We start from the raw sequence: 26,092 nt of genomic DNA on the forward strand, positions 1-26,092 counted from the left end.
TTTTTATTGCGTCAAACTTAGAAGCTGTAAGTCATGCCAACCGTGTAACGACGACCATCGAGAACGGTGTCGTAGGTATCGTAATCGATTTGCTTATCCAGCACGTTATACACGCCAGCGGTCATCAACAGATCCTTGGTGGCATAGTAACGTAAACCCACATCGACCTGCGTATAGGACGGCGTACCCTGTGCCATGGAAGTACGGCTCAGGTATTCAGACGTTTTTCCACGCAGATTCAGGCGGCTCCAGAAACCGAGATCCTGCGTGGCCTGCCAGTCCAGCGTCGTGTTAAACATATGCTTCGGCATTTTGTTCAACGGCTGGCCGGAGAACTGACCGCTTTTCTGCTCAGATTCCGTGTAGGTGTAGTTCGCGGTCCAGTTGATGTCAGAGGTTATTTTCCAGCCGAAGGTGGATTCTACGCCACGCATATTGGCTTTATCGACGTTAACGCGATCGCTGACGAAGTCATAATGGGTATTGCCGATGGTGCAGGCCGGATCGGAACTGCTGTTACAACGGCGCACTTCAGTGATTTTGTTCTTGAAGTCGGTATTGAACAGGGTGACGCCCGCGTTGAGGTTATCGCCGTTATCCCACAGTAAGCCGATTTCTTCGCTGAGGCTTTTCTCCGGCTTCAGGTCCGGGTTGCCGACAATGATTCCGTTCAGACGACCGCCGCCGGTGACCTGTCCCCAGTTTGCTGATGACTGGCGCAGGTCTGGCGCACGGTAGCCCGCTGAAACGCCGCCTTTTAAGGTCCATTGATCGCTCAGATGCCATACGCCATAGCCGCGTGGCGTCCAGTTGTCACCGTAGTTTTCATCCTTATCCATACGCAGACCGCCGGTCAGCGTAAAGGTATCGGTAACGGCCCATTCATCTTCAGCAAACAACGCCCAGCTCCAGCGGGTCAGTTTGTTCAGCCCATCAGCCGCTTGCAGCTGGTTGCCGTTATCGCGCAGTTTTTCATAACGGTATTGCCCGCCTAGCGTCAGGGTATGCGCTCCAAGGAATACCTGATTCTGGTTATTGAAAATCGTGTTGTAGGACTTCATCTGGCGACCCGGGTTTTCGCTCTCTTCCTGCTGGACATAGCTGGTGGAGTTGAAGTCGTCGTAATAACCGCTGTGGGTTAGTGAATATGTGGTGTGCACATACTTGCTTTCGCTTTTGCTGTTCGGCTTACAGCTTCCGTTACGACAGTTTTCCTCAGCCATAGATTTGCCTGGGGTACTGTCGCGATCCTGCAATTCACGTGCGTAATCGAAATCGATATCGTTTTTATCGTCTGGCGTAAAGTTCAGGGTTAAGCCCCCGTTACGCATACGCTGTTCATTGTAGCCATTGAGGATTTTATCTTCCGCCCGATGGGAGAATAACCCGGTCACCTTCGCGCCAAGTAATCCGTCAATCAGTGGCCCAGACGCATAGGCGTTGGTCTGGTAAATATCACCGGAGTCTCTGTCTTCCTGGAAAGTGGCATCGCCGTGCAGAGAACCGGTCCAGGCTTTGGTATTCGACACTTTCTTGGTGATGACGTTAATGACACCGCCCATCGCGTCGGAGCCGTATAGTGATGACATCGGGCCACGGATGACTTCGATACGCTCGATGGATTCAAGCGGCGGCAGCCAACCTTGTTCAATACCTGAGTTGTCGCTATTAGGACGTGTGCCGCGGGTGCTGATGCGTTTACCGTTGACCAGGAAGAGCGTGTATTGCGAAGCCATACCGCGAATACTGATATCGCTGCTGCTCCCCCCGCCGGTGACGACGACGCCAGGGACATCTTTTAGCGCATCGGTGACATCGCGATAGGCTTTGTCCTCAATCTGCTGCTTGGTAATAACAGATATCGAAGCCGGGGCATCCTGAATTTTCTGCTCAAAGCCGGTAGCGGTAACTACCACGGTATCTTGTTCAGCGGCATGGCCGAGTGATGGGAGACTGGCGACGCATACTGCGGCAGCTACAGCCTTAACGTGAGGTATAGTCATTTGTATCATTCCATTTAAATGAATCAAACTGCGCGTCATGTGAAAGGCCATGACAATTGTATGTATTTGTCTTTTAAGGACTCTTTTCAGTAAAGAAGCGGGAGGATTGTACAAAAGTATGAATATTTGTAAACACAAATGATAATAGAAATCATTTGTGTTTGATGTGATTTGGGGTGAAATACTTTTTTAATCAATAAGATAGTGAAGGAAGAAAAAAGGAGAAAAAGTGAAGGAATGATGGAGAAATGAAGAGGGCTTACGCCCTCAACTCAGAAATTACTTCAGCAAATACTGGGCGTGGAAGCGCAGGTGATCCTCAATAAACGACGCAATAAAGTAATAGCTGTGGTCGTAACCTGGCTGGATGCGTAGCGTCATTGGCCATGCGGTTTGACGGGCTATTTCGGCCAGCACTGCTGGCTGCAACTGATCGGCAAGAAACTGATCGCTGTCTCCTTGATCAATTAGCGTCGGAATCGCGTCTGTGGGCTTACTGGCCAGCATTAACGCGCAGCTATCCCACTCAGTCCATTGTGTTTTATCTTCACCCAGATAAGCGCTAAAAGCCTTCTCGCCCCACGGAACGCGACAAGGGTTTACGATCGGCGCAAAGGCTGAAACGCTGGTGTATTTCCCGGGATTTTTCAGCGCCATAATCAATGCGCCGTGCCCCCCCATAGAGTGCCCGCTGATGGCGCAGCGATCGCTGACGTTAAACTGCGAATGAATCAGTGCCGGAAGCTCATCACGCAGATAGTCATACATACGAAAATGCGTTGCCCATGGCTGCTGAGTGGCATTGAGGTAAAATCCCGCGCCCTGGCCTAAATCGTAGCCATCATCGTTGGCAACCTGCTCGCCGCGCGGGCTGGTGTCTGGCATCACCAGAACAATACCGAGCTCAGCCGCGATGCGCTGTGCGCCGGCTTTGGTGGTGAAGTTTTCATCATTGCAGGTCAGGCCCGACAGCCAGTACAGCACCGGAGGCGGGGCGTTATCGCGGGGTGGTGGAAGAAAAATACTGAAGGTCATGGCGCAATTTAACGTGGCGGAGTCGTGACGCCAGCGTTGCTGCCAGCCTTCAAAACAGCGGTGCTCTTCAAGCATTTCCATGCGTGGCTCCTTGTTGTGTTGAACCTGTATGTGTTTGCGAACTCACCATAATACAGATTATTCATTGCACTGTGAGTAACTTTCACTTCCGCATTGAGCAAACATACTTCATCATCTATATAACTTTACATTAACACTCGACGTCACCGGGCTGAACAGAAAGTGAAGTTGCTACAGCTGAAAGGCTGTGCCAATTTCAATAATTATCGCGGTGAATACTGGATTATGTGCGCCGCCTCACGCACAATGTTCTGGCTGTGATACAGCCTAAAAACTTTGCCCCATGCAGGGCAGAGGCGCCCCACCTGCAGGAGAAGAAGAAATGTCATCACTCAGTAAAGAAGCGGCACTGGTTCATGAAGCGCTGGTTGCGCGTGGTCTCGAAACCCCGCTGCGCCCGCCCGTGCAAGAGATGGATAACGAAACACGCAAACGTCTTATCTCTGGCCATATGACCGAGATTATGCAATTGCTCAATCTCGATTTGAGCGATGACAGTCTGATGGAAACTCCGCATCGCATTGCGAAAATGTATGTCGATGAGATTTTCTCCGGCCTCGATTACGCCAACTTCCCGAAAATCACCGTCATTGAAAATAAAATGAAGGTGGACGAGATGGTCACGGTCCGCGATATTACGTTGACCAGCACCTGCGAACACCACTTTGTCACTATCGATGGCAAAGCGACGGTGGCGTATATTCCGAAAGATTCGGTTATTGGTCTGTCGAAGATTAACCGCATTGTGCAGTTCTTCGCCCAGCGCCCACAGGTACAGGAACGCCTGACCCAGCAAATTCTCACCGCGCTGCAAACGCTGCTCGGGACGAATAATGTGGCGGTGTCGATTGATGCGGTGCATTACTGTGTGAAAGCGCGCGGCATTCGTGATGCGACCAGTGCGACCACCACCACTTCTCTTGGTGGATTGTTTAAGTCCAGCCAGAACACGCGTCAGGAATTCCTGCGCGCAGTACGTCATCACAACTGATTAGGGCAGGAACCATGGAGCGTAATGTCACGCTGGATTTTATTCGTGGCGTCGCCATTCTTGGTATCCTACTTCTCAATATTAGCGCCTTTGGCTTGCCAAAGGCGGCATATCTCAATCCTGCGTGGTATGGCGACATCACCTTATCCGATGCCTGGACCTGGGCGCTGCTCGATCTCTTTGCGCAGGTAAAATTCCTCACGCTGTTTGCGCTGCTGTTCGGTGCCGGTCTGCAAATGCTGCTCCCACGCGGTAAACGCTGGATCCAGTCACGGCTTACGCTGCTGGTGCTATTGGGTTTTATTCACGGTTTACTCTTCTGGGATGGCGATATCCTGCTGGCATATGGCTTGATCGGCCTGATTTGCTGGCGGCTGATCCGGGATGCGCCGTCGGTAAAAAGCTTATTTAACACTGGTGTGCTGCTGTATCTGGTGGGCGTTGGCGTACTGCTGCTGTTGGGTGTGATCTCCGGGAGCGAAACCAGCCGCGCCTGGACGCCGGATGCTTCAGCGTTGCTGTATGAAAAATACTGGAAAGTGAACGGCGGAATGGAAGCAATCAGCAATCGCGTGGATATGATGTCCAATAGCTTGCTGGCGTTGGGTGCTCAGTACGGCTGGCAACTGGCGGGGATGATGCTGCTCGGCGCGGCATTAATGCGCAGCGGTTGGCTAAAAGGGCAGTACAGTTTGCAGCACTATCGACGTACCGGCGTGCTGCTGGTCATCGTTGGGATGGCGATAAACCTGCCTGCTATCATCGCTCAGTGGAATCTGGACTGGGCCTACCGCTGGTGTGCTTTCCTGTTACAAGCCCCGCGAGAGCTGGGAGCGCCGATGCAGACCATTGGTTACGCCGCGCTGATGTACGGTTTCTGGCCGCAGCTTAGCCGTTTAAAATGGGTCATTGCCGTCGCCTGTGTGGGACGCATGGCGTTAACCAACTATCTGTTACAAACCTTAATCTGTACCACGCTGTTCTATCAATTCGGCTTATTTATGAAATTCGACCGGCTGGAGCTGCTGTATTTCGTCATCCCGGTCTGGGTCATTAACTTACTTTTCTCCGTGATATGGCTACGTTATTACCGCCAGGGCCCGGTGGAATGGCTGTGGCGTCAATTAACCCTGCGTGCTGCAGGGACATCATTACCGCGAACATCCAGATAACGATCTGGATCACATTCATTAACAAAATGGATGTAAGCGCTTTCATTCCTGTGACATCACTCACGCAGTCCGTTTCATTGTGCTGACAAAATACCCAGCCTGGGGTGTCTGCGGGCAGCCGCAATCTAAAACAGGGCAGTGAATATGGTAACCATTCGTGATGTGGCACGGCAGTCTGGCGTTTCTGTAGCGACCGTTTCCCGCGTACTGAACAACAGTGCGCTGGTGAGTCCCGATACGCGTGAAGCGGTAATGAAAGCAGTCACTCAGCTTGGCTATCGACCTAATGCCAACGCACAAGCGCTGGCGACGCAGGTAAGCGATACGATTGGTGTTGTCGTCATGGATGTATCAGATGCGTTTTTTGGCGCGCTGGTAAAAGCCGTGGATATGGTTGCCCAGCAGCATCAGAAGTATGTCCTGATTGGCAACAGCTACCATGAGGCGGAAAAAGAACGTCATGCCATTGAGGTGTTGATTCGCCAACGCTGTAACGCATTGATTGTACACTCTAAAGCACTGAGCGATCGGGAACTGGCCGAGTTTATGGATCAAATCCCCGGCATGGTGCTGATCAATCGCCTGGTACCGGGTTACGCCCACCGTTGCGTCTGCCTGGATAACATCAGCGGCGCTAAAATGGCGACCCGTATGTTGCTGAATAATGGTCATCAACGCATCGGTTATCTGGCATCAAGCCATCGCATTGAAGATGACACCATGCGCAAAGAAGGGTGGTTAACTGCTCTGAAAGAGCAGGGGATTGTTGCGGCAGAAAGTTGGGTCGGCACCGGTTCGCCCGATATGCAGGGCGGAGAGTCTGCGATGGTGGAACTGCTGGGGCGCAATTTACAACTGACGGCAGTCTTCGCTTATAACGACAATATGGCCGCTGGCGCGCTGACAGCGCTAAAAGATAACGGTATCGCTATTCCATTACACCTTTCAATCATTGGCTTCGATGATATTCCCATCGCGCGTTACACCGATCCGCAGCTAACCACCGTGCGCTATCCCATTGCCTCTATGGCAAAAATGGCGACGGAGCTTGCACTACAGGGCGCGGCTGGCACGCTGGATCCGCAGGCGACGCATTGCTTTATGCCGACGCTGGTACGTCGCCATTCAGTGGCGCTGCGGCAGAATGCGGCACCGATCACTAACTTATAACGCATCGCGATGTAACCGCTTTCAATATGTGAGTAAATTCACAGTATATTAACAATGCGATAGCTATGATGACACTGTTTGTTGCGCTGTAACTACTATGTAACGGTGAATAATCACTTTCATCGAGGTATAGCTGCCTTAAACGATAATTAAAGCCTGTTTTGGGAGCGTTGCCAGACACGGAAGAAATATTTTTAAAAGTGAGCTTCGGCGTTCAGTAACACTTCAGTAACGTTCTGCCTGCCGAGCATTTATCTCAAGTACTACCCTGCATAATAAAACCGGAGATACCATGAATAAGAAGGTGTTGACCCTGTCTGCTGTAATGGCAAGCATGTTATTCGGCGCGGCTGCGCACGCTGCTGATACCCGTATTGGTGTGACTATCTATAAGTATGACGATAACTTTATGTCAGTGGTACGTAAGGCTATTGAAAAAGATGCCAAAGCGGCGCCAGATGTACAACTGCTGATGAACGACTCGCAGAACGACCAGTCCAAACAAAACGATCAGATCGACGTGCTGCTGGCAAAAGGCGTTAAAGCACTGGCGATTAACCTGGTTGACCCGGCAGCTGCAGGCACGGTCATTGAAAAAGCACGCGGACAGAACGTACCGATCGTGTTCTTCAACAAAGAACCTTCTCGCAAGGCGCTGGACAGCTATGACAAAGCGTATTACGTCGGTACTGACTCTAAAGAGTCCGGTATTATTCAGGGTGATTTGATTGCCAAACACTGGGCAGCTAACCCGAACTGGGACCTGAACAAAGACGGCAAAATTCAGTTTGTTCTGCTGAAAGGCGAACCGGGACACCCGGATGCTGAAGCACGTACTACTTACGTGATTAAAGAGCTGAACGACAAAGGCATTAAAACTGAGCAACTGCAGTTAGATACTGCAATGTGGGATACCGCTCAGGCGAAAGATAAGATGGATGCGTGGATGTCCGGTCCGAACGCGAACAAAATCGAAGTCGTTATCGCCAACAACGATGCGATGGCAATGGGCGCAGTTGAAGCGCTGAAGGCACACAATAAAACCAGCGTACCGGTATTTGGCGTGGATGCCCTGCCTGAAGCACTGGCGCTGGTGAAATCTGGCGCTATGGCCGGTACCGTGCTGAACGATGCTAATAACCAGGCGAAAGCCACCTTTGATCTGGCGAAAAACCTGGCTGATGGCAAAGCTGCGGCAGATGGCACTAACTGGAAAATTGAGAACAAGATTGTTCGCGTTCCGTACGTAGGTGTCGATAAAGATAATCTGGCCGAGTTCACCAATAAGTAAATACTCCGTCTGTGGGCGCAATTTCATTGCGCCCTTAATAACGCACTCTGCAAGGCCAACAAGGTATAATTATGGTCAGCACACATACTCAGTCGTCAGGCGAATACTTGTTGGAAATGACCGGCATCAACAAGTCCTTCCCCGGCGTTAAGGCGCTTGATAATGTCAATTTAAAAGTCCGTCCGCATTCTATTCACGCCTTAATGGGGGAGAATGGCGCGGGGAAATCAACATTATTGAAATGTCTTTTCGGCATCTATCAAAAAGATTCCGGCAGTATTTTATTTCAGGGTAAAGAAATCGATTTTCATTCTGCTAAGGAAGCGCTTGAGAATGGTATTTCGATGGTACACCAGGAATTAAACCTGGTATTACAACGCTCTGTGATGGACAACATGTGGCTGGGACGCTATCCCACCAAAGGCATGTTTGTCGATCAGGAAAAAATGTACCGCGATACCAAAGCGATATTTGATGAACTGGATATTGATATCGATCCGCGTGCGCGCGTCGGCACATTATCCGTGTCACAAATGCAGATGATTGAAATTGCGAAGGCGTTCTCCTATGACGCCAAAATCGTCATCATGGATGAACCAACGTCATCGTTAACCGAGAAAGAAGTTAATCATCTGTTCACCATCATCCGTAAGCTGAAAGAGCGTGGATGCGGTATTGTTTATATTTCTCACAAAATGGAAGAAATCTTCCAGCTGTGTGATGAAATTACCGTACTACGCGACGGCCAGTGGATTGCGACCCAGCCGCTGGAAGGGCTGGATATGGATAAGATCATCGCCATGATGGTAGGGCGTTCACTGAACCAACGTTTTCCGGATAAAGAAAACAAACCTGGTGAAGTCATTCTGCAAGTGCGTAACCTGACCTCGCTGCGTCAGCCGTCGATTCGTGATATCTCGTTTGATTTACACAAAGGGGAAATTCTCGGGATTGCCGGTCTGGTGGGTGCAAAACGCACGGATATTGTTGAAACGCTTTTTGGTATTCGTGAGAAATCATCGGGTACGATTACGCTACACGGCAAAAAGATTAATAACCACAGTGCAAATGAAGCCATCAACCATGGTTTTGCGCTGGTCACGGAAGAGCGCCGCTCAACCGGTATTTATGCGTATCTGGACATTGGTTTTAACTCGTTAATTTCTAATATCCAAAATTACAAAAACAAAGTCGGTCTGTTGGATAATTCCCGCATGAAGAGTGACACCCAGTGGGTAATTGACTCCATGAGGGTGAAAACACCGGGCCATCGTACGCAAATTGGTTCACTTTCTGGCGGTAATCAGCAAAAGGTGGTTATTGGTCGTTGGTTATTAACGCAGCCAGAAATTCTGATGCTGGATGAACCGACGCGTGGAATCGATGTTGGCGCGAAATTTGAAATTTACCAGTTAATTGCCGAACTCGCGAAAAAGGATAAGGGGATTATTATTATTTCCTCTGAAATGCCGGAGCTGCTGGGTATTACCGATCGTATTCTGGTGATGAGCAATGGTCTCGTTGCCGGAATTGTTGACACTAAAACAACAACGCAAAACGAAATCCTCCGTCTTGCGTCTTTGCACCTTTAAGATTAGGGGCTCCTCATGAGTGCGTTAAATAAGAAAAGTTTTCTTACTTACCTGAAAGAAGGCGGAATTTACGTTGTTCTTTTGGTTTTGCTGGCGATTATTATTTTCCAGGATCCCACTTTCTTAAGCTTACTGAACCTGAGTAATATTCTCACGCAATCCTCGGTGCGTATTATTATCGCATTGGGTGTGGCTGGACTGATTGTTACCCAAGGGACCGACCTGTCGGCGGGGCGTCAGGTTGGCCTGGCGGCAGTGGTGGCAGCGACTTTGTTGCAGTCGATGGAGAATGCCAACAAGGTGTTCCCGGAAATGGCGACGATGCCGATAATTGTAGTGGTGCTGATTGTCTGCGTGATTGGTGCCATTATCGGTCTGGTGAACGGTATTATCATTGCTTACCTGAACGTGACGCCGTTTATTACCACCCTGGGTACGATGATTATCGTTTACGGGATCAACTCCCTGTACTACGACTTCGTCGGCGCATCGCCAATCTCTGGCTTTGACAGCGGATTTTCAACCTTTGCACAGGGCTTTATTGCACTGGGTAGTTTCCGACTCTCCTACATCACCTTCTACGCGCTGATTGCCGTGGCCTTTGTGTGGGTGCTGTGGAACAAGACCCGCTTCGGTAAAAACATTTTCGCCATCGGCGGAAACCCGGAAGCTGCGAAAGTGTCTGGGGTAAACGTTGCGCTGAACCTGTTGATTATCTATGCGTTGTCTGGCGTGTTCTATGCCTTCGGTGGTTTATTGGAAGCCGGGCGTATCGGCTCGGCGACCAACAACCTCGGCTTTATGTATGAGCTGGATGCGATTGCGGCGTGCGTGGTTGGTGGCGTGTCGTTCAGCGGCGGGGTAGGTACCGTGTTTGGCGTGGTGACCGGTGTGATTATCTTCACCGTCATCAACTACGGTCTGACCTACATCGGCGTAAACCCTTACTGGCAGTATATTATCAAGGGCGGCATTATCATTTTCGCGGTCGCGCTGGACTCACTGAAGTACGCGCGTAAGAAGTAATCGTACAATGTAAAAAGCCCGGTGCAGCGCAACCTGCACCGGGCTTTTTTATCTGCGTTACAACGTTAACGCATGTTCTTTCTCTCCGGGTTTAAATTTCACCTCGCCCAGATCAATACAGGCTACCGGGCAAACGTGACCGCACAATAAACATCCCACACATTTTTCCGTATTGCAGTGCGGTGTACGGGTTTCCTCATTCCATTCCATCGCCTGATGCCCGCCGTCATAGCAGGAGATGTAGCAACGACCACAGCCGACGCATTTATCAAGATGGATGTTCGGATAGACAATGTAGCTACGGTCAAGCTCCTCGGCGGGGATGATATTGGCATTGGCCAGACCCACCATCTCCTCCAGTGAGTCAAACCCTTGATCGGCGAGGTAATGTGACAGCCCGCTGATCATGTCCTCCACAATCCGATATCCATACTGCATGATCCCGGTGGTCACCTGCAGCGTGGCCGCGCCTAACAGTAAAAACTCGGCGGCATCTTCCCAGGTCTCAATTCCTCCAATGCCGCTAATCGGGAAATCGCGCAATTCGGGATGCGTGCGCAACTGTTGGATAAATCGCAGGGCGATAGGTTTAACGGCCTTGCCGGAGTAGCCGGAAATACTGGATTTACCGTTGACGACCGGCATCCCGATTTTCCTGTTCAGGTCGATATTAGTGATGGATTTAACCGTATTGATGGTCGCGATACCGTCGGCTCCTCCGCGTTTTGCCGCCAGCGCCACCTCACACATATCACCAATATTTGGTGTCATTTTAGCCAGCATTGGCAGGGGCGAACCGCGTTTAACCGCCCGACAGTATTTTTCAACCAGCTCAGGGCTTTGTCCTACATCGCTGCCCATAGCATGCGAGGTCATTTGCGGGCAGGAGAAGTTACACTCGATCATATCTGCACCCGCTTCTTCAACCAGGCGGGCCAGTTCCTGCCATTGCTGCTCATTTTCCCCCATGATCGACGCAATCAGGACCTTATCCGGGTAGTCTTGTTTCAGTCGCCGAATAGCAGCCAGATTCTCCTCCAGCGGATGCTCGGCAATTTGCTCCATGTTTTTGAAACCAATAAAGCCGGTATCTTCTTTGCTGAGATGGTCAAAGCGCGGGGAGACTTCATTCGCAATAAAGAACCCGATCGTTTTAAAAACAATGCCGCCCCAACCGCTATCATAGGCTTTGGCGCACATTTCATAGCAGTTGCCCACCGGAGAGGAAGAGAGGCAGAACGGGTTGGGAAATTTGACGCCGCAAAAGGTAATAGAAAGATCTTTCGTTAACATGAGCAAGCTCCCTCTAAATAGTGATGAATGGCCTGAGCGGCTTCTTTTCCGGTTTTCACGGCGTAAACGACCGTTTTATCGCCTTCAACAATATCGCCCGCAGCAAACAGAGCCGGATCGGCGGTTTGATAGTTTTGCGTATTGATAAGATTGCGCTGTGGCTTTAACGTGGCGAAATTATCAAGCTGAGCGTGTTGACCGACGGCAAGAATAATGTGCTCGGCTTCTAGCGTGAGTTCGCCTGGCAGGCGTACGTGCTTAAAGGTAACTTGATTTCCGCTTACCGCCACGGGCGTGAAACCGTCAATAATCGACACGCCTAATGCCTGGGTGCTGCTGAATTCTTTATCGCTGGCCGGAAAATCAGCCAGTTCTTCACGCGCGACACAAGTGACTGACGGGCAGCCCAGCAGTTTCAACGTACTGGCGACATCCATCGCCACGTCGCCACCGCCGATGATCAATACACTTTTGGCGACGGTAATATCGCCGCTGGCTTGTCGGGCGCGTTGCAGAAAATCGACGGCAATTTCAACGTGATTCGCTTTCTCAAAAAGAGGCAATGTAGAGCCGTAAGACATACCTGGGGTAACCAGTACGGCGCGATATTCTGCTTTGAGTTGCTCAACGGAAAGGGCATTGCCGACTTCACAATTGCACTTGATGGTCACGCCCATTTCAACGATACGGGCAATTTCATGATCCAAAACCGAATGCGGCAAACGAAACTCTGGGATGCCATAGCGCAACCAGCCGCCTGGCTGAGCCTGTTTTTCGAAGATGGTTACGTCATAACCAAGATTGCTCAGCGTTACGCTGGCCTGTAATCCTGCCGGACCTGCACCGATAATGGCGACCTTGCCCAGCGTTTTTGTTGCCGGCTGATATATTTTCATCGCGGTCTGCTGTTCAAAATCGGTTATAAAGCGCTGCAGACGCGCGATATCAATAGGTTTATCAATTCCTGAACGCGTACACCCGCGCTGGCATAATTTTTCGGTTGGGCAAACTCGAGCGCACACCGCACCGAGCGCATTATTTTCGCGGATAGTTTCGGCTGCGCCTTTAAAATTACGGAAATAAATTGAGCGAATAAATTTCCCCGGGTCGGTTTGCGCTGGGCAATCCTGACTACAGGGGGCATCGTGACATAATAAACAGCGGGAAGCCTCTTTTATTGCTAATAATGGGGTAAAAGCAGGCGTGAGCTCATCCAGATAATTTTGTTGTGGCATATTTTCTTCCTTAATGCTTGAGTAAATTAAGGCAAACCGTTAATAACAAAATATAAAAAGTGAAAGGCTATTCTTAAGGCTAAGCACTGCAGGAAGAGTATTCTGTGAAAGGATTCACAAATAGAAGATAGTTTGAGGGAAATGCTGACGGGCAGCATTAATCCCTTATCTTGAAATGGTAACTATTATCAAAATATTAGCTATTCTCAAGCGCTAATATAAAGGCAAATGCGTTATCGATAAAAAACTAAGTAAATAACCATACCGAAGGATATGCACCCGCATCCAGCATAAACCAGTACGTAAGACCAAAATTGCAGCGGCTCTTGATTGCGATAAGCGAAAACCGGTTCGCGCGCATTCTTTTTAATTTTATCTACGGCTCCCGAGCGCCAGCCTTTCCAGGCTTCACGAAAACAAAACACGGGAATGAGCAGAAAGGCCAACACGACGAAAAGGGTTTGTACATCCATGCTTATTTTCCTTGTTTCTTTTGTAATTCGAGCAGTTGTTCAGGCGTGACTGCCGGATATCCCTGTGCATCGTCCGGTACCTGATGCATGGTAGGGATAGGGACCAGTGGGCCTAAAAAGCGGGGTTCACGTTTAAAAATGTAGAGATCGGCAAGTGCGCCAAAACGGGCGCCAAATTCACGTACCCGCACGGTGAGCATATCTTTTGGCGAAGGTACGGCGTAGCACTGGGCCTGGATACCCATATGGAGCGCAATAAACAAGGCACGCTCACAGTGGAATCGCTGGGTAATAATGATGAAATCGTTGGTATCGAACACCTTACGGGTACGCACGATGGAGTCGAGCGTTCGGAACCCGGCGTAATCAAGCACGATGTCAGCGGGATCGACGCCTGCGGCAATCAGATCTTTACGCATCGTCATGGGTTCGTTGTAGCTTTGCTGCGCGTTGTCGCCGCTTAACAGCAGATAGTTTACCTTCCCGCTGTTATAGGCGTTCAATGCGCCCTGAATGCGGTAGCGGTAATACTGATTGATGACGCCGGTGCGGTAATACTTCGCCGTGCCCAGAACCACACCTACCTGGCGGTAGGGTAAATCCTGCAGTTCGTCGTAAATGTAGGGAGCAGTCTTCCAGCTCATCCACCGATCGAGTCCAAGCACAGTCAAAAGCAGCAAGCCTAGCAGGACTAACAGGCTGTAAAACACGCGCTTTAACATGCAGAAAACTCGTTATTTGGATGGAATTTCAATCAGGCTACTTTACCCGAAGACGTAGCGCAAGAAACAGCAATCTGATTGAGGGGATTTTAGTCACTGTTGCCCGATGACGTTACGCCATCGGGCAACACGACTTAGTCGAGTAGCACGCGCTCTATATTGTCGCAGCCCAGTGCTTTCAGCGTGGCAGACGTCGCATCCCACTGAATTAACGGCGCATCGGCTTTTTCAGCCAGCACGGCGCGTTGGATATCTGGATAATCATAACCGTTCAGATTCAACAGGTTCAACGCGCCTTGCAGTGGTGGCAGGGTTGGGTTAAAAGCAGCATTTTCAGCATAGCTGCCGCTAAAAATACGACCATCTTTACACTCCAGCGCCACGCCGCTTGGGGATTTGCTGTACGGCATATGACATCTGTTGGCAGCGGTGATTGCTGCCTGGGTCAACGCATCGCCCTGCAGTGCGAAGCCGTGATCCTGATCGTCCATCAGCAGCGTTTTAATCTCCAGATCTTTCGGGCCGAAGGCATCTGGCAGATAATCGCGCAGCACGTGTGGCGCACGTCCCGGCAGATGAATACGTAAATCCAGTCCGCTGTTTAGTTCGTTCATAAACTGGCGACAGTGGCCGCATGGCGTGTAGTTGACGGTGATGGCGGCGAGCCCTTTTTCACCGCGCAGCCAGGCGTGGCTGATAGCGCTTTGCTCGGCATGAACAGTTTGCTGCATGGTCGCGCCCAGGAACTCCATGTTCCCACCGAAGTACCAGTTGCCGCTGATGCCGCGAGAAATAGCCCCAACGTTGAAATTGGACAGTGGAGTACGCGCGCAGGCCGCAGCCAGCGGCAGCAGAGCGAATGCCAGCGCGTCTTCGTCCAGTCCCGATTCGCGTTTCAGCAAAGAGACCTGCTCAGCAGTCAGCATGGCGGGGAAATGCGCATCCGCGAGAACAGGGGCCAGGGCTGATTGCAAGTTATCCGCGAGTTGGGCAAAAGCAGTTTGAAAACGTGGATGCATGGCGATGCCTCATAACAATGTAATGGAATCGTAGTTTACGGGCCCGTTATGGCTTTATATGTGATCCAAATCCCATTGTGTATGCAACTTATGAAACTTAAATGAAAAATGTGCAACGCATCGCAAATAAATAACTAAAAAATGAAGGTTAACCCACCACCGCCAGAATAATCGGGAACAGGAATGGGGCAACCAACGAGGTGATAATGCCGCAAATAACCAGCGCAAGAGAGCTAAACGCGCCTTCCTGGTAGTCCAGTTCTGCACAGCGTGCGGTACCCAGGGCGTGCGACGCGGTGCCCATTGCCAGCCCCCGAGCGGCCTTGGTGCGAATACGCATCGCATTAAGCAACGTATGACCAAATACTGCCCCGAGGATACCGACAAAAATAACGCATACGGCGCTGATAGCCGGAATGCCGCCAATACTGCCTCCCACGGCCATAGCGATAGGCGTGGTGACCGATTTTGGCATGATAGACGCGGCAATTTGCGGTGATGCGCCCATCAACAAAGCGATTGTTGTACCTGTTACCATCGCCACAACGCTCCCGGCAAAACAGATAGCAATGATTGATTTCCAGCGGGCGCGAATTTGGTGCAACTGTTCGTATAACGGATAGGCCAGCGCGACCACGGCAGGTTGCAGTAAATCGTTCAGTACTTCGCTGCCTTTGAAATAGTGATCGTAGGGAATGCCGGTCAGCAGCAGAATGGGAATAATCACCACCATGGCAACCAGCAGCGGGTTCAATAGCGGCATTTTAAATCGTGCAGCCAGCTTACGTGCGCCAAAAAATACCGCCAGCGTAAGAGGTAACGACCACCAGATATACGACATCATTCTTTAGACCCTTTTTGCCCAACGATTTTGCGTTCACCGTGCACAATGTGCGAGCTCCAGCTCACCACCAGGAAAACGACCAGCGTACTGATGGTACAGGACACCACTACCGGACCAAATTGTGCGCGGAGCAGGTCAAAGTACTGCATGATCCCCACGCCAATCGGGACAAACAGCAGGGCCATATAACGAATCAGCACGTAGCAGCCAGGGTTAACCCATTTTGCCGGTAACACCTGCAAAGCCAGTAAGACAAACAGAATCAGCATGCCGATAATGCTGCCCGGAATGGTGATAGGAAGTAGCGACGCAAGAAAAATACCTGCGTAGAGGCAGGCATAAATCAGGACGAATGCGCGCAAATATTGCCAGATAACGTTCAGTGCTTTGCTCATAGTTGAAACCCTTGACGAGACTGATTCATCATACAATTAAACTTAAAAACGTGCTACCGATCACATCATGAATTCTAAGCATAGAGGAAATAGATATCTGGAACATCGGGCGATGGCCCTAACTCTCCGCGCTAAGCCTGTGCCAGATAATACAAAAAACGATTCAGGGCGGTAGTAGGTGTTTCGTTGTTGCGCCAGAATACGCCGACGCTGCCTTTTTGTTCAATCTTCGGCAGATTCAGAATAGCCAACTGCCCCTGGGCGGCATACCGTTGTGCCAGACGCAAAGAAAGAATAGAGATCATATCGCTACTTTGCAGCAGGTTGGTACTGACGTTGATCGACGCCGATTCAATGATGTTTTCCGGCAACATGACGCCGTTATCAACCAGCGCGTTATCAATGCTTATCCGGATAGGGGTTCCTGTTGGCCAGACAATCCAGCGCCAGTTCGCCAGATCGTGCCAGGTGAGCAAGGGATATTTTGCCAAGGGATGATCGGGACGGGCGACGAAACAGACCGGCTCGGTATACAGCACCTGGTAATTGAGCGGCAACTGAAGCGCCCGGCCACCGACGCGACCGACGACGACATCCACCGAACCCGCGAGCAGATCGTGCAGCAGCGGGGTCATCACTTTCTCTTCGATATTAAGGTTCAGGGTTGGCAACTCTTTGAGCAAACCCAGTATTGCCAGTGAAACGCAGTCGGTCGCTACGGGTGAGCAGCCAATCTTCAGACTTCCCACCAGGCCGCCTTGCTTAAAACGGGCGATTTCATATTGCGAACGTTCCATATCATTGAGTAGGCGTTGGGCATGCTGCAGTAACAGCTTGCCGCCTTCGGAAGGACGCAAGCCTTTGCTGTGACGTTCAAAGAGGGTGATGCCAATCTCATCCTCGAGCTGTGATAACCATTTTGACAACGCTGGCTGGGTGATATTCATCATCCGTGCGACGTGAGTCAGATTTCCCTGTTCGCCCAGCGCGATAAGCGTTTGCAGGTGTTGCAACTTAAGTTTCTGCGCCCAGTTTGCCATTTGCTATAACCTCCAGGTTATGCCTCTGCATGAAAAGCCATTGTACATTTCATCTCCAAACATACAAAGTCGCAACATACCTAAAACAAAACAGACATCTACTCTACCTGCACTGAGGCATTCACTATGACTCATCAACGTGATCTACAAGCACTGATCGATTCCGCTCCCGTCGGTAAGACCCAGTGGCGCGTTATCATTTGCTGTTTTCTGGTCGTCATGCTCGACGGATTTGATACCGCAGCTATTGGCTTTATCGCTCCCGACATTCGTACTCACTGGCAGCTGACTGCCGGCGATCTGGCGCCGTTGTTTGGCGCAGGCCTGTTGGGGCTAACCGCTGGCGCATTGCTCTGCGGCCCATTGTCTGACCGTTTTGGCCGTAAACGGGTGATTGAACTCTGCGTGGCGCTGTTCGGCGCCCTGAGCCTGATTTCGGCTTTTTCTCCCGATCTACAAACGCTGGTTATTTTGCGCTTTCTTACCGGGTTAGGTCTGGGCGGCGCGATGCCAAATACCATCACCATGACGTCAGAGTACCTGCCAGCGCGGCGGCGTGGCGCGCTGGTGACCATGATGTTTTGTGGATTTACCCTGGGGTCGGCGATGGGTGGAATTGTGAGCGCGCAACTGGTGCCGGTTATTGGTTGGCACGGCATTCTGGTGCTGGGAGGCGTTCTACCACTCATGCTGTTTGTGGCTCTGCTGTTTGCGCTACCGGAATCCCCGCGCTGGCAGGTTCGTCGCCAACTGCCGCAAAACGTGATTGCCAGAACCGTTAGCGCCATCACCCGGGAACGTTATGACACTACCCATTTTTATCTCAACGAGGGCACCGCGATTGCTAAAGGAAGCATTCGCCAGCTGTTCGTCGGGCGACAGCTGCCCATTACCCTGATGCTATGGGTAGTGTTCTTTATGAGCTTGCTGATTATTTATCTGCTCTCCAGTTGGATGCCAACGCTGTTAAACCATCGTGGAATTGATCTGCAGCATGCCTCATGGGTAACTGCCGCCTTCCAGATTGGAGGAACGCTGGGGGCGCTGGCGCTGGGCATGCTGATGGATAAATACAATCCTTTCCGCGTGCTGGCCGTGAGTTATGCACTGGGCGCAGTGTGCATCGTCATGATTGGCCTGAGCGAGAACGGTCTGTGGTTGATGGCTCTGGCTATTTTTGGCACCGGCATTGGTATCAGCGGTTCTCAGGTTGGTCTAAATGCGTTAACCGCCACGCTATATCCGACACAAAGCCGGGCGACGGGCGTCAGCTGGTCTAATGCGGTGGGGCGCTGCGGCGCGATTGTCGGCTCGCTTTCTGGCGGCGTGATGATGGCGATGAATTTCTCATTCGATAACCTGTTTTTCATTATTTCCGTCCCGGCGGCCATCAGCGCGGTGATGCTTACGCTGCTGACGGTTGTTATCCGCCAGTCGGCCTCTGCCTCAAATACTCTGCCTCGCGCAGGTGTTGTGAATGAATAAGGAGAATCCCTATGTCTGAACTGAATCAGGATGTTAAGAACAGCCGTCAGCAGTTTTACCAGCATATTTCCGGGCAGAATCTGACCCCTCTGTGGGAGTCGCTGCACCGCCTGGTGCCGCCAACCCCGAACGCACATTGCGCGCCTGCGTACTGGAACTATCAGGAGATCCGCCCTCTGCTGTTAGAAAGTGGCGATCTGATTGGCGCGAAAGAGGCGATTCGCCGCGTGCTGGTACTGGAAAACCCAATGTTGCGCGGACAGTCTTCAATCACTCCAACGCTGTACGCAGGATTGCAGTTAATTATGCCGGGCGAGGTTGCGCCGAGTCACCGCCACAACCAGTCTGCACTGCGCTTTATTGTCGAAGGGAAAGGGGCATTTACCGCCGTGGATGGCGAGCGCACCCAGATGCATGAAGGCGATTTTATTCTGACGCCGCAGTGGCGCTGGCACGATCACGGCAACCCGGGCAGTGAACCGGTGGTGTGGCTGGACGGTCTGGATTTGCCGCTGGTGAACCTGCTGGGCTGCGGCTTTGCGGAAGACTACCCGGAAGATCAGCAGCCGGTCACGCGCCAGGAAGGGGATTACTTACCGCGCTACGCGGCCAATATGTTGCCGCTGCGTCATCAGAAGGGTAACTCATCGCCGATTTTTAACTATCGCTACGATCGCAGCCGTGAAGCGCTACATGACCTGACCCGTATGGGCGACGCCGATGAGTGGGACGGTTACAAGATGCGTTACGTCAACCCGGTAACCGGCGGTTATCCCATGCCTTCGATGGGAACCTTCCTGCAACTGTTGCCGCAGGGCTTTTCCTCACGAATGGCGCGTACCACTGACAGCACTATCTATCACGTGGTGGAAGGAAGTGGGCAGGTCACCATCGGTAACGAGACCTTCAACTTTTCGCCAAAAGATATTTTTGTGGTGCCGACCTGGCACGGCGTGTCGTTCCAGACCCACGAAGATACCGTCTTATTCAGTTTTTCGGACAGACCGGTTCAGGAAGCGCTGGGGCTGTTCCGCGAAGCACGCTATTAATTTGGGAGAAAGAAAATGACGCAATATGTATTCGAACCACAAGCGCCTGTTACCGTTCCGGTGGTTGGCAGCGATGAACAATTTCCCGTGCGCCGCGTTTACTGTGTGGGCCGTAACTATGCCGCTCATGCGCGTGAAATGGGCTTTGATCCGGATCGCGAACCCCCGTTCTTCTTCTGTAAACCTGCTGATGCAGTAGTCCCGGTGGCAGTTGGTCAGATCCTTGAACTGCCGTACCCATCGCAGACCGATAACTATCACTATGAGATAGAGCTGGTGGTGGCGATTGGTAAAAAGGGCAGCGATATTCCGCTGGAAAAAGCGCATGAATATATCTGGGGCTATGCCACCGGTCTGGATATGACCCGCCGTGACCGGCAGATGGAGATGCGTCAGATGGGGCGTCCGTGGGAAATTGGCAAAGCGTTTGATCTCTCCGCGCCCATCGCGCCGTTGCATAAAGCCAGCGAAAGTATGGATGTTAACCATGCCCCAATCTGGTTGCAGGTCAACGGCGACGATCACCAGCGTAGCGATATTCGCCACCTCATCTGGTCTGTGAATGAAACCATCAGCTATCTGTCAGGCTTTTTCGAACTGCAGCCAGGCGATCTGATCTACACCGGTACACCCGAAGGCGTAGGGGCGGTAGTGAAAGGGGATGTGATCACCGGAAACGTAGACGGTTTAACCCCCATCGCCGTGAAGATTGTCTGAGGTGGATAATGAAGCTGTACAGTTTCTTTAATAGCTCCGCGTCATATCGTGTACGCATTGCGCTGGCGCTGAAGGGGCTCGATTACCAAACGGTGGGCGTCAATATTCGCATTGGTCAGCAGAACGAACTGGCCTACCGGCGGATGAACCCGTTGGGGCTGGTGCCAACGCTGGTCACCGATGACGGAGAATCACTCGGGCAGTCTCTGGCGATAACCGACTGGCTGGATCATCACTTTCCGCAGTCGCCGCTGCTGCCTGCTGACTTCCCGACGCGCAGTAAGGTGCTGGAAATTGTTTATGCCATCGCCTGTGATATCCATCCCGTAAATAACATGCGGGTACTGCGCTACCTGAGCGAAGAGTTAAAAGTCAGTGAAGAAGATAAAAAACGCTGGTATGCGCACTGGATCCAGCAAGGGTTAAGCGCGGTGGAACAAATGCTGCGCCAGAGTCACTCGGGGACGTTTTGCGTGGGGGACGCACCGACGCTGGCGGATTGTTGTCTGATCCCGCAGTGGGCAAATGCGTTGCGGATGGGTTGCGATCTGAGCGGATATCCGCGCTGTCAGGCGGTATATGATGCCTGTACCCAACTTCCGGCGTTTATCGCCGCCGCGCCCGAGAATCAACAAGACAAAATTCCAGCCTGATAAGGAGAACGACAATGGCTAAAGTGACACGCGCAATTATCGTGGGTGGCGGGATTGGCGGCGCGGCGACCGCGCTATCGCTAGCCCGTCAGGGCATTAAAGTGATGTTGCTGGAGAAAGCGCACGAGATTGGTGAAATTGGCGCGGGTATTCAGCTCGGGCCGAATGCATTCTCTGCTCTGGACAGCCTTGGCGTGGGGGAAGTTGCCCGTCAACGCGCCGTTTTTACCGACCACATCACGATGATGGATGCGGTAAATGCGAAAGAGGTAGTACGGATAGAAACCGGGCAGGCGTTCCGCGATCACTTTGGCGGTCCTTATGCGGTTATCCATCGAGTTGATATTCACGCCAGCGTTTGGGAAGCGGCACTGGTGCATCCTAACGTTGAGTATCGCACTTCAACTAACGTGGTTGATATTCGCCAGACAGAGAATGACGTGACGGTATTTGACGAGCACGGCAACAACTGGACGGCGGATATTCTGGTGGGCTGTGACGGTGTAAAATCGGTTGTTCGTCAGTCTCTGATTGGCGATGCTCCGCGGGTTACCGGGCACGTGGTCTATCGCGCCGTGATTGATTGCGATGATATGCCGGAAGATTTGCGCATTAACGCGCCGGTATTGTGGGCCGGACCGCATTGTCATCTGGTGCACTATCCACTGCGCGGCGGCAAACAGTACAACCTGGTGGTGACCTTCCACAGTCGTCAGCAGGAGGAGTGGGGGGTGAAGGATGGTAGCAAAGAGGAAGTGCTCTCCTATTTTGCGGGTATTCATCCACGCCCCCGTCAGATGCTGGATAAACCGACGTCATGGCGGCGCTGGTCAACCGCCGATCGTGAGCCGGTAGAGAAATGGGGAACCGACCGCATCACGCTGGTGGGAGATGCCGCGCACCCGGTGGCGCAATATATGGCGCAAGGAGCCTGTATGGCGCTGGAAGATGCTGTCACGCTAGGTAAAGCGTTACAGCAGTGTGACGGCGATGCGGCTGATGCCTTTGCGCTGTATGAGTCGGTGCGTATTCCGCGTACCGCACGCATCGTCTGGTCAACGCGAGAAATGGGACGCGTCTACCATGCCGCAGGTGTCGAGCGTCAGGTGCGTAATCTGTTGTGGAAAGACAAATCGCAGGCGGAATTTTATCGCGGTATGGAATGGTTATACGGCTGGAAAGAAGATAACTGCCTGCTGCCACGCTGAGCCTCTTTAATCTCCCGAACGGAGGCGCTACCATAGCGCCTCTTTTTTTGCGGGTGACGATATGCGTGTTTTACTGGCGCCGATGGAAGGCGTGCTCGATTCACTGGTGCGCGAGCTGCTGACTGAAGTGAATGATTACGATCTGTGCATCACCGAGTTTGTGCGCGTGGTGGATCAGCTCCTGCCGGCAAAAGTATTTCATCGACTCTGCCCGGAACTGCATAACAACAGCCGGACGCCATCCGGCACGTTGGTTCGCATTCAGCTGTTAGGACAGTATCCACAGTGGCTGGCGGAGAATGCCGCGCGTGCGGTAGAACTGGGATCGTACGGTGTCGATCTGAACTGTGGTTGTCCGTCGAAGCTGGTGAACGGCAGCGGCGGTGGCGCAACGTTACTGAAAGATCCTGAGCTTATCTACCGGGGCGCAAAAGCTATGCGCGAGGCGGTCCCGGCTCATCTCCCGGTGACGGTGAAAGTGCGTCTGGGCTGGGATAACAGCGATCGGCAGTTTGAAATTGCCGATGCCGTGCAGCAGGCTGGCGCCAGCGAACTGGCGGTGCATGGTCGAACCAAGGAACAGGGCTATAAGGCAGAACATATTAACTGGCAGGCGATTGGCGAGATTCGCCAGCGACTGACTATTCCGGTTATCGCGAATGGCGAAATCTGGGACTGGCAGAGCGCCCAGGATTGTATGGCCATCAGCGGATGCGATGCGGTGATGATCGGACGTGGCGCATTAAATATTCCAAACCTGAGCCGCGTGGTGAAATACAACGAGCCGCGTATGCCGTGGCCTGATGTCGTGACGCTGTTGCAAAAATATACCCGTCTTGAAAAGCAGGGGGACACCGGGCTGTATCATGTAGCGCGGATTAAGCAGTGGTTAGGGTATCTGCGAAAAGAATATTCAGAGGCAACCGCGCTGTTTCAGGAAATTCGTGCGTTAAACAGTTCGCCGGATATCGCGCGTGCGATTCAGGCTATTACCCTTTGAACACAGCTGATGCGCCAGACCGGAATAAATGCTAATGCCTTATCCGGACTGGCTGATAGGCAGCAATATCAAAAAATCATCTTAAACACGCCTGTTACCACCAACAGTCCAATCAGAAAAATAATCAGAATAACCCACAGCAGAATTTTCATTAACTTTCCTTTTTTTGGTAAGTTCAGATTGAGTATAGGAAAGTATTAATCATTCTGCCTGGAGGCGCTGTTATGCAGGTTTACGTGCGCTGAGCAGAAACACCATCGGCCGCTCTTTTTCTTCATCTAACGCTGGGTTTTCAGCAATCTGTTGCGCGGAAGGTCCCCATTCATCGACACAAACGATGTCGAATCCGGCCCCAATCAGCGCATTAATCCAGGTCGCCAGCTTACGATGCTGTTTTTTGACGCCCTCAGCAAACCAGTTACTGATGCGCTCACCTTCCTGCTGATAATGATTAATCGGCCAGGAGAGTTGCCCGGTTTTATCTTTGATCCAGCCCTGGTTAAGCGGTGCGGTATAAATTGGATGCTCAGCAGAGAAAACCAACATACCTCCCGGTGTTAATGACTGGTAAATGGTTACGAATAATCGTTCTATATCGTGCAAATAGTGCAGGGCAAGCGAGCTATAAACCAGATCAAAGGAATTTGGGGACAAGGTAAGCGTTTCGAGATCTTCACGCTGATAAACGATGCCATTACCCTGCGTCATACTGTGCGCCTGAGTTAACATTTTTTGTGAAATATCCAGTCCCACTACACTGGCAGCCTGATTATCGCGTGCGTAGCGGCAAAACCAGCCATATCCACAGCCCAAATCAAGAATGTTTTTGCCTTGAAGAGAGGGGAGCATCGCTTGTATTGTCGGCCATTCTGGCGCGCCGTCGAGCCCCTTTACTGAACGATCCAGCGTGGCATATCCGGCAAAGAACTCAGGATCGTCATAGATATTCTGTGACATAAAATCTCCATCTATTAATTATTAAAACTATTTAACCTATATTATTCGCGAGGTGTATATTTTTCTGATTTTATATTTTTATTGCCAAAGATGTATTGCCACGCGTAACTAAAAAAGCAAAAGCGACAAGTCGTAATCTCTGCACATCTTTTCTTACCTGTATATCTCCATGAATCGTAATTCTGTGTTTATCACCACGGCATTGTTGCCGCTTTTTGTTCTGATGGCAGGCTGTGCGCCTATGCATGATGACCGCCAGTCTCTGTCACAGCAGACCCCTGCTGCGAATGTCGATACCACATTGCCTGCCGCGTTAAAAAATGGCTGGCCGGACAGCCAGTGGTGGAGGGCATATCACGACCCACAACTTAATGCGTTGATTGACAGCACGTTGCGAAATTCTCCTGATATGCAGGTAGCGGAACAGCGCATTCAACTGGCGGAGGCGCAGGCTAAGGCTGTGGAAGCACAGGATGGCCCGGAGATCGACTTCTCCGCAGACGTTGAGCGTCAGAGAATGTCAGCTGAGGGGCTGATGGGACCGTTTGCCATTACCGATCCGGCCGCCGGAACAACAGGACCGTGGTACACCAATGGAACCTTTGGTTTAACCGCTGGCTGGAATCTGGATCTGTGGGGTAAAAATCGGGCTGAAGTGACGGCGCGTATTGGGGCCGTTAAGGCACGTGAGGCTGAGCGCGAGCAAACCCGGCAGCTGCTGGCGAGCGGTGTCTCCCGCCTTTACTGGGAATGGCAGACGCAGGCGGCGCTGAAAACCGTACTGACGCAAATCGAAAGCGAGCAGCAAAATGTGATAACCGTCGATCGTCAGCTGTATCAAAACGGTCTAACTTCTTCAGTGGAAGGCGTTGAAACTGATATTGATTCCAGCAAAACAGAGCAGCAGTTGAATGATGTCAGCGGTAAAATGAAAGTGATTGAAGCACGGCTGAGCGCGCTGACCAATGCCCAGTCCACTGCCCTGAAGCTCCATTCGACCCCACTGCCCGCGGTCGAAAGCCAGCTCCCGTCACAATTGGGTTACTCGCTACTGGCCCGCCGCCCGGATTTACAGGCGGCGCACTGGTACATTGAATCATCGCTGAGCAGCATTGATGCGGCGAAAGCGGCTTTTTATCCCGATGTGAATCTGATGGCATTTTTACAACAGGATGCGTTACATCTGAGTGACCTGTTCCGCCATTCCGCGCAGCAAATGGGCGTAACCGCCGGGCTGACACTGCCTATCTTTGACAGCGGCAGGCTGAACGCAAATCTCGATATTACGAAAGCGCAAAGCAACCTGACGGTGGCGAATTACAACAAAGCGGTGGTGGATGCGGTGAATGACGTGGCACGTGCTGCATCGCAGGTAGAAACATTAGCGCAGAAAAATCAGCATCAGCAGCAGATTGAACATGACGCTCAGCGCGTAGTGGGGCTGGCTCAGGCACGCTTTAATGCGGGTATTATTGCGGGCTCCAGGGTCAGCAAGGCAAAGATCCCGGCATTACGTGAGCAGTGCAACGGTCTGCTTTTGCAGGGCCAATGGCTGGATGCCTCAATTCAGTTGACCAGTGCGCTGGGCGGCGGTTATCACGCGTCCTGATTAATCGGCCCGACGGTGTTCTGCTGTCGGGC

At 51.6% G+C, this 26,092-nt stretch carries 25 protein-coding genes; 13 read left to right on the forward strand and 12 right to left on the reverse strand.

What is annotated here, in order from left to right; genetic code table 11:
- Positions 1-17 precede the first annotated feature (17 nt).
- Together OGV98_RS05650 and fghA are read right to left on the reverse strand one after the other, a co-directional pair.
- Positions 18-2,003 (reverse strand): ligand-gated channel protein, encoded by a 1,986-nt coding sequence (locus tag OGV98_RS05650; protein ID WP_032949650.1) that lies wholly within the window; start codon positions 2,001-2,003, stop codon positions 18-20.
- A 279-nt stretch (positions 2,004-2,282) separates the two neighbouring features.
- Positions 2,283-3,119 (reverse strand): S-formylglutathione hydrolase, encoded by an 837-nt coding sequence (gene fghA / locus OGV98_RS05655; RefSeq protein ID WP_032949649.1) that lies wholly within the window; start codon positions 3,117-3,119, stop codon positions 2,283-2,285.
- Between the two features lie 322 nt (positions 3,120-3,441).
- Between fghA and folE the strand changes: the two genes are divergently transcribed.
- The 6 genes from folE (at position 3,442) to mglC (ending at position 10,361) form a co-directional block, all read left to right on the forward strand.
- The gene (gene folE, locus OGV98_RS05660; RefSeq protein WP_003027410.1) at positions 3,442-4,110 is read left to right on the forward strand and encodes a GTP cyclohydrolase I FolE; all 669 of its coding nucleotides are present in this window, start codon (positions 3,442-3,444) and stop codon (positions 4,108-4,110) included.
- Between the two features lie 14 nt (positions 4,111-4,124).
- Positions 4,125-5,282 carry a DUF418 domain-containing protein YeiB gene (yeiB, locus tag OGV98_RS05665; protein ID WP_061548540.1) on the forward strand — a complete coding sequence of 386 codons (1,158 nt, stop codon included), beginning with the start codon at positions 4,125-4,127 and terminating at the stop codon, positions 5,280-5,282.
- Between the two features lie 144 nt (positions 5,283-5,426).
- Positions 5,427-6,452, forward strand: coding sequence for an HTH-type transcriptional regulator GalS (gene galS / locus OGV98_RS05670; RefSeq protein ID WP_003027402.1), 1,026 nt, complete (start codon positions 5,427-5,429; stop codon positions 6,450-6,452).
- 292 nt (positions 6,453-6,744) lie between these two features.
- A complete protein-coding gene (gene mglB / locus OGV98_RS05675) occupies positions 6,745-7,743 on the forward strand; it encodes a galactose/glucose ABC transporter substrate-binding protein MglB (protein WP_044711411.1) in 999 nt (332 codons plus the stop codon).
- Between the two features lie 71 nt (positions 7,744-7,814).
- Positions 7,815-9,335, forward strand: coding sequence for a galactose/methyl galactoside ABC transporter ATP-binding protein MglA (mglA, locus tag OGV98_RS05680; protein WP_003027396.1), 1,521 nt, complete (start codon positions 7,815-7,817; stop codon positions 9,333-9,335).
- A 15-nt stretch (positions 9,336-9,350) separates the two neighbouring features.
- Positions 9,351-10,361: a galactose/methyl galactoside ABC transporter permease MglC gene (gene mglC, locus OGV98_RS05685; RefSeq protein WP_003027393.1), complete on the forward strand. Its 1,011-nt coding sequence runs from the start codon at positions 9,351-9,353 to the stop codon at positions 10,359-10,361.
- A 57-nt stretch (positions 10,362-10,418) separates the two neighbouring features.
- Here the strand turns inward: mglC and preA are convergent, their stop codons facing one another.
- The 8 genes from preA to OGV98_RS05725 all read right to left on the reverse strand — a co-directional run bounded on the left by preA (position 10,419) and on the right by OGV98_RS05725 (position 17,382).
- Entirely contained in the window at positions 10,419-11,654 is a 1,236-nt protein-coding gene (gene preA / locus OGV98_RS05690; RefSeq protein WP_057101368.1) for an NAD-dependent dihydropyrimidine dehydrogenase subunit PreA, read from the reverse strand.
- The gene (locus OGV98_RS05695) at positions 11,648-12,889 is read right to left on the reverse strand and encodes an NAD(P)-dependent oxidoreductase (protein WP_049003060.1); all 1,242 of its coding nucleotides are present in this window, start codon (positions 12,887-12,889) and stop codon (positions 11,648-11,650) included. The genes preA and OGV98_RS05695 overlap by 7 nt, the downstream gene beginning before the upstream one ends.
- Positions 12,890-13,122: 233 nt before the next feature.
- Positions 13,123-13,362 carry a DUF2542 family protein gene (locus OGV98_RS05700; protein ID WP_202581159.1) on the reverse strand — a complete coding sequence of 80 codons (240 nt, stop codon included), beginning with the start codon at positions 13,360-13,362 and terminating at the stop codon, positions 13,123-13,125.
- 2 nt (positions 13,363-13,364) lie between these two features.
- The gene (gene sanA, locus OGV98_RS05705; RefSeq protein ID WP_003027383.1) at positions 13,365-14,084 is read right to left on the reverse strand and encodes an outer membrane permeability protein SanA; all 720 of its coding nucleotides are present in this window, start codon (positions 14,082-14,084) and stop codon (positions 13,365-13,367) included.
- 134 nt (positions 14,085-14,218) lie between these two features.
- On the reverse strand, positions 14,219-15,103 hold the full coding sequence (gene cdd, locus OGV98_RS05710; RefSeq protein ID WP_003027381.1) for a cytidine deaminase: 885 nt from the start codon (positions 15,101-15,103) through the stop codon (positions 14,219-14,221).
- Between the two features lie 148 nt (positions 15,104-15,251).
- Positions 15,252-15,947, reverse strand: coding sequence for a CidB/LrgB family autolysis modulator (locus OGV98_RS05715; RefSeq protein ID WP_003027380.1), 696 nt, complete (start codon positions 15,945-15,947; stop codon positions 15,252-15,254).
- Positions 15,944-16,342 (reverse strand): CidA/LrgA family protein, encoded by a 399-nt coding sequence (locus OGV98_RS05720; protein WP_003027379.1) that lies wholly within the window; start codon positions 16,340-16,342, stop codon positions 15,944-15,946. Before OGV98_RS05720 ends, OGV98_RS05715 begins: the two co-directional genes overlap by 4 nt.
- Positions 16,343-16,473: 131 nt before the next feature.
- Positions 16,474-17,382 (reverse strand): LysR substrate-binding domain-containing protein, encoded by a 909-nt coding sequence (locus tag OGV98_RS05725; protein WP_003840122.1) that lies wholly within the window; start codon positions 17,380-17,382, stop codon positions 16,474-16,476.
- A 126-nt stretch (positions 17,383-17,508) separates the two neighbouring features.
- Between OGV98_RS05725 and mhbT the strand changes: the two genes are divergently transcribed.
- The 6 genes from mhbT to dusC all read left to right on the forward strand — a co-directional run bounded on the left by mhbT (position 17,509) and on the right by dusC (position 23,494).
- Positions 17,509-18,867 (forward strand): 3-hydroxybenzoate transporter MhbT, encoded by a 1,359-nt coding sequence (gene mhbT, locus OGV98_RS05730; RefSeq protein WP_044702085.1) that lies wholly within the window; start codon positions 17,509-17,511, stop codon positions 18,865-18,867.
- 11 nt (positions 18,868-18,878) lie between these two features.
- Positions 18,879-19,916, forward strand: coding sequence for a gentisate 1,2-dioxygenase (gene gtdA / locus OGV98_RS05735; RefSeq protein WP_003840127.1), 1,038 nt, complete (start codon positions 18,879-18,881; stop codon positions 19,914-19,916).
- 15 nt (positions 19,917-19,931) lie between these two features.
- Complete coding sequence (locus OGV98_RS05740; protein WP_049003057.1) at positions 19,932-20,633, forward strand: fumarylacetoacetate hydrolase family protein; 702 nt, start codon at positions 19,932-19,934, stop codon at positions 20,631-20,633.
- Positions 20,634-20,641: 8 nt separating this feature from the next.
- The gene (gene maiA / locus OGV98_RS05745; protein WP_003840131.1) at positions 20,642-21,286 is read left to right on the forward strand and encodes a maleylacetoacetate isomerase; all 645 of its coding nucleotides are present in this window, start codon (positions 20,642-20,644) and stop codon (positions 21,284-21,286) included.
- Between the two features lie 14 nt (positions 21,287-21,300).
- The gene (locus OGV98_RS05750) at positions 21,301-22,494 is read left to right on the forward strand and encodes a 3-hydroxybenzoate 6-monooxygenase (protein ID WP_003840133.1); all 1,194 of its coding nucleotides are present in this window, start codon (positions 21,301-21,303) and stop codon (positions 22,492-22,494) included.
- A gap of 61 nt (positions 22,495-22,555) precedes the next feature.
- On the forward strand, positions 22,556-23,494 hold the full coding sequence (dusC, locus tag OGV98_RS05755; RefSeq protein ID WP_048232377.1) for a tRNA dihydrouridine(16) synthase DusC: 939 nt from the start codon (positions 22,556-22,558) through the stop codon (positions 23,492-23,494).
- 68 nt (positions 23,495-23,562) lie between these two features.
- Here dusC and yohP read toward each other — a convergent pair whose 3' ends face one another.
- Together yohP and OGV98_RS05760 are read right to left on the reverse strand one after the other, a co-directional pair.
- Complete coding sequence (gene yohP / locus OGV98_RS23595; protein WP_015572324.1) at positions 23,563-23,646, reverse strand: small membrane protein YohP; 84 nt, start codon at positions 23,644-23,646, stop codon at positions 23,563-23,565.
- Positions 23,647-23,716: 70 nt separating this feature from the next.
- The gene (locus tag OGV98_RS05760) at positions 23,717-24,451 is read right to left on the reverse strand and encodes a class I SAM-dependent methyltransferase (protein ID WP_096889776.1); all 735 of its coding nucleotides are present in this window, start codon (positions 24,449-24,451) and stop codon (positions 23,717-23,719) included.
- Positions 24,452-24,620: 169 nt separating this feature from the next.
- Between OGV98_RS05760 and mdtQ the strand changes: the two genes are divergently transcribed.
- Entirely contained in the window at positions 24,621-26,060 is a 1,440-nt protein-coding gene (gene mdtQ, locus OGV98_RS05765; protein WP_003840138.1) for a multidrug resistance outer membrane protein MdtQ, read from the forward strand.
- Positions 26,061-26,092: the final 32 nt, after the last annotated feature.

This window comes from Citrobacter sp. Cf136 (assembly GCF_030333815.1).
GTDB classification, from domain to species: Bacteria; Pseudomonadota; Gammaproteobacteria; order Enterobacterales; family Enterobacteriaceae; genus Citrobacter; species Citrobacter freundii.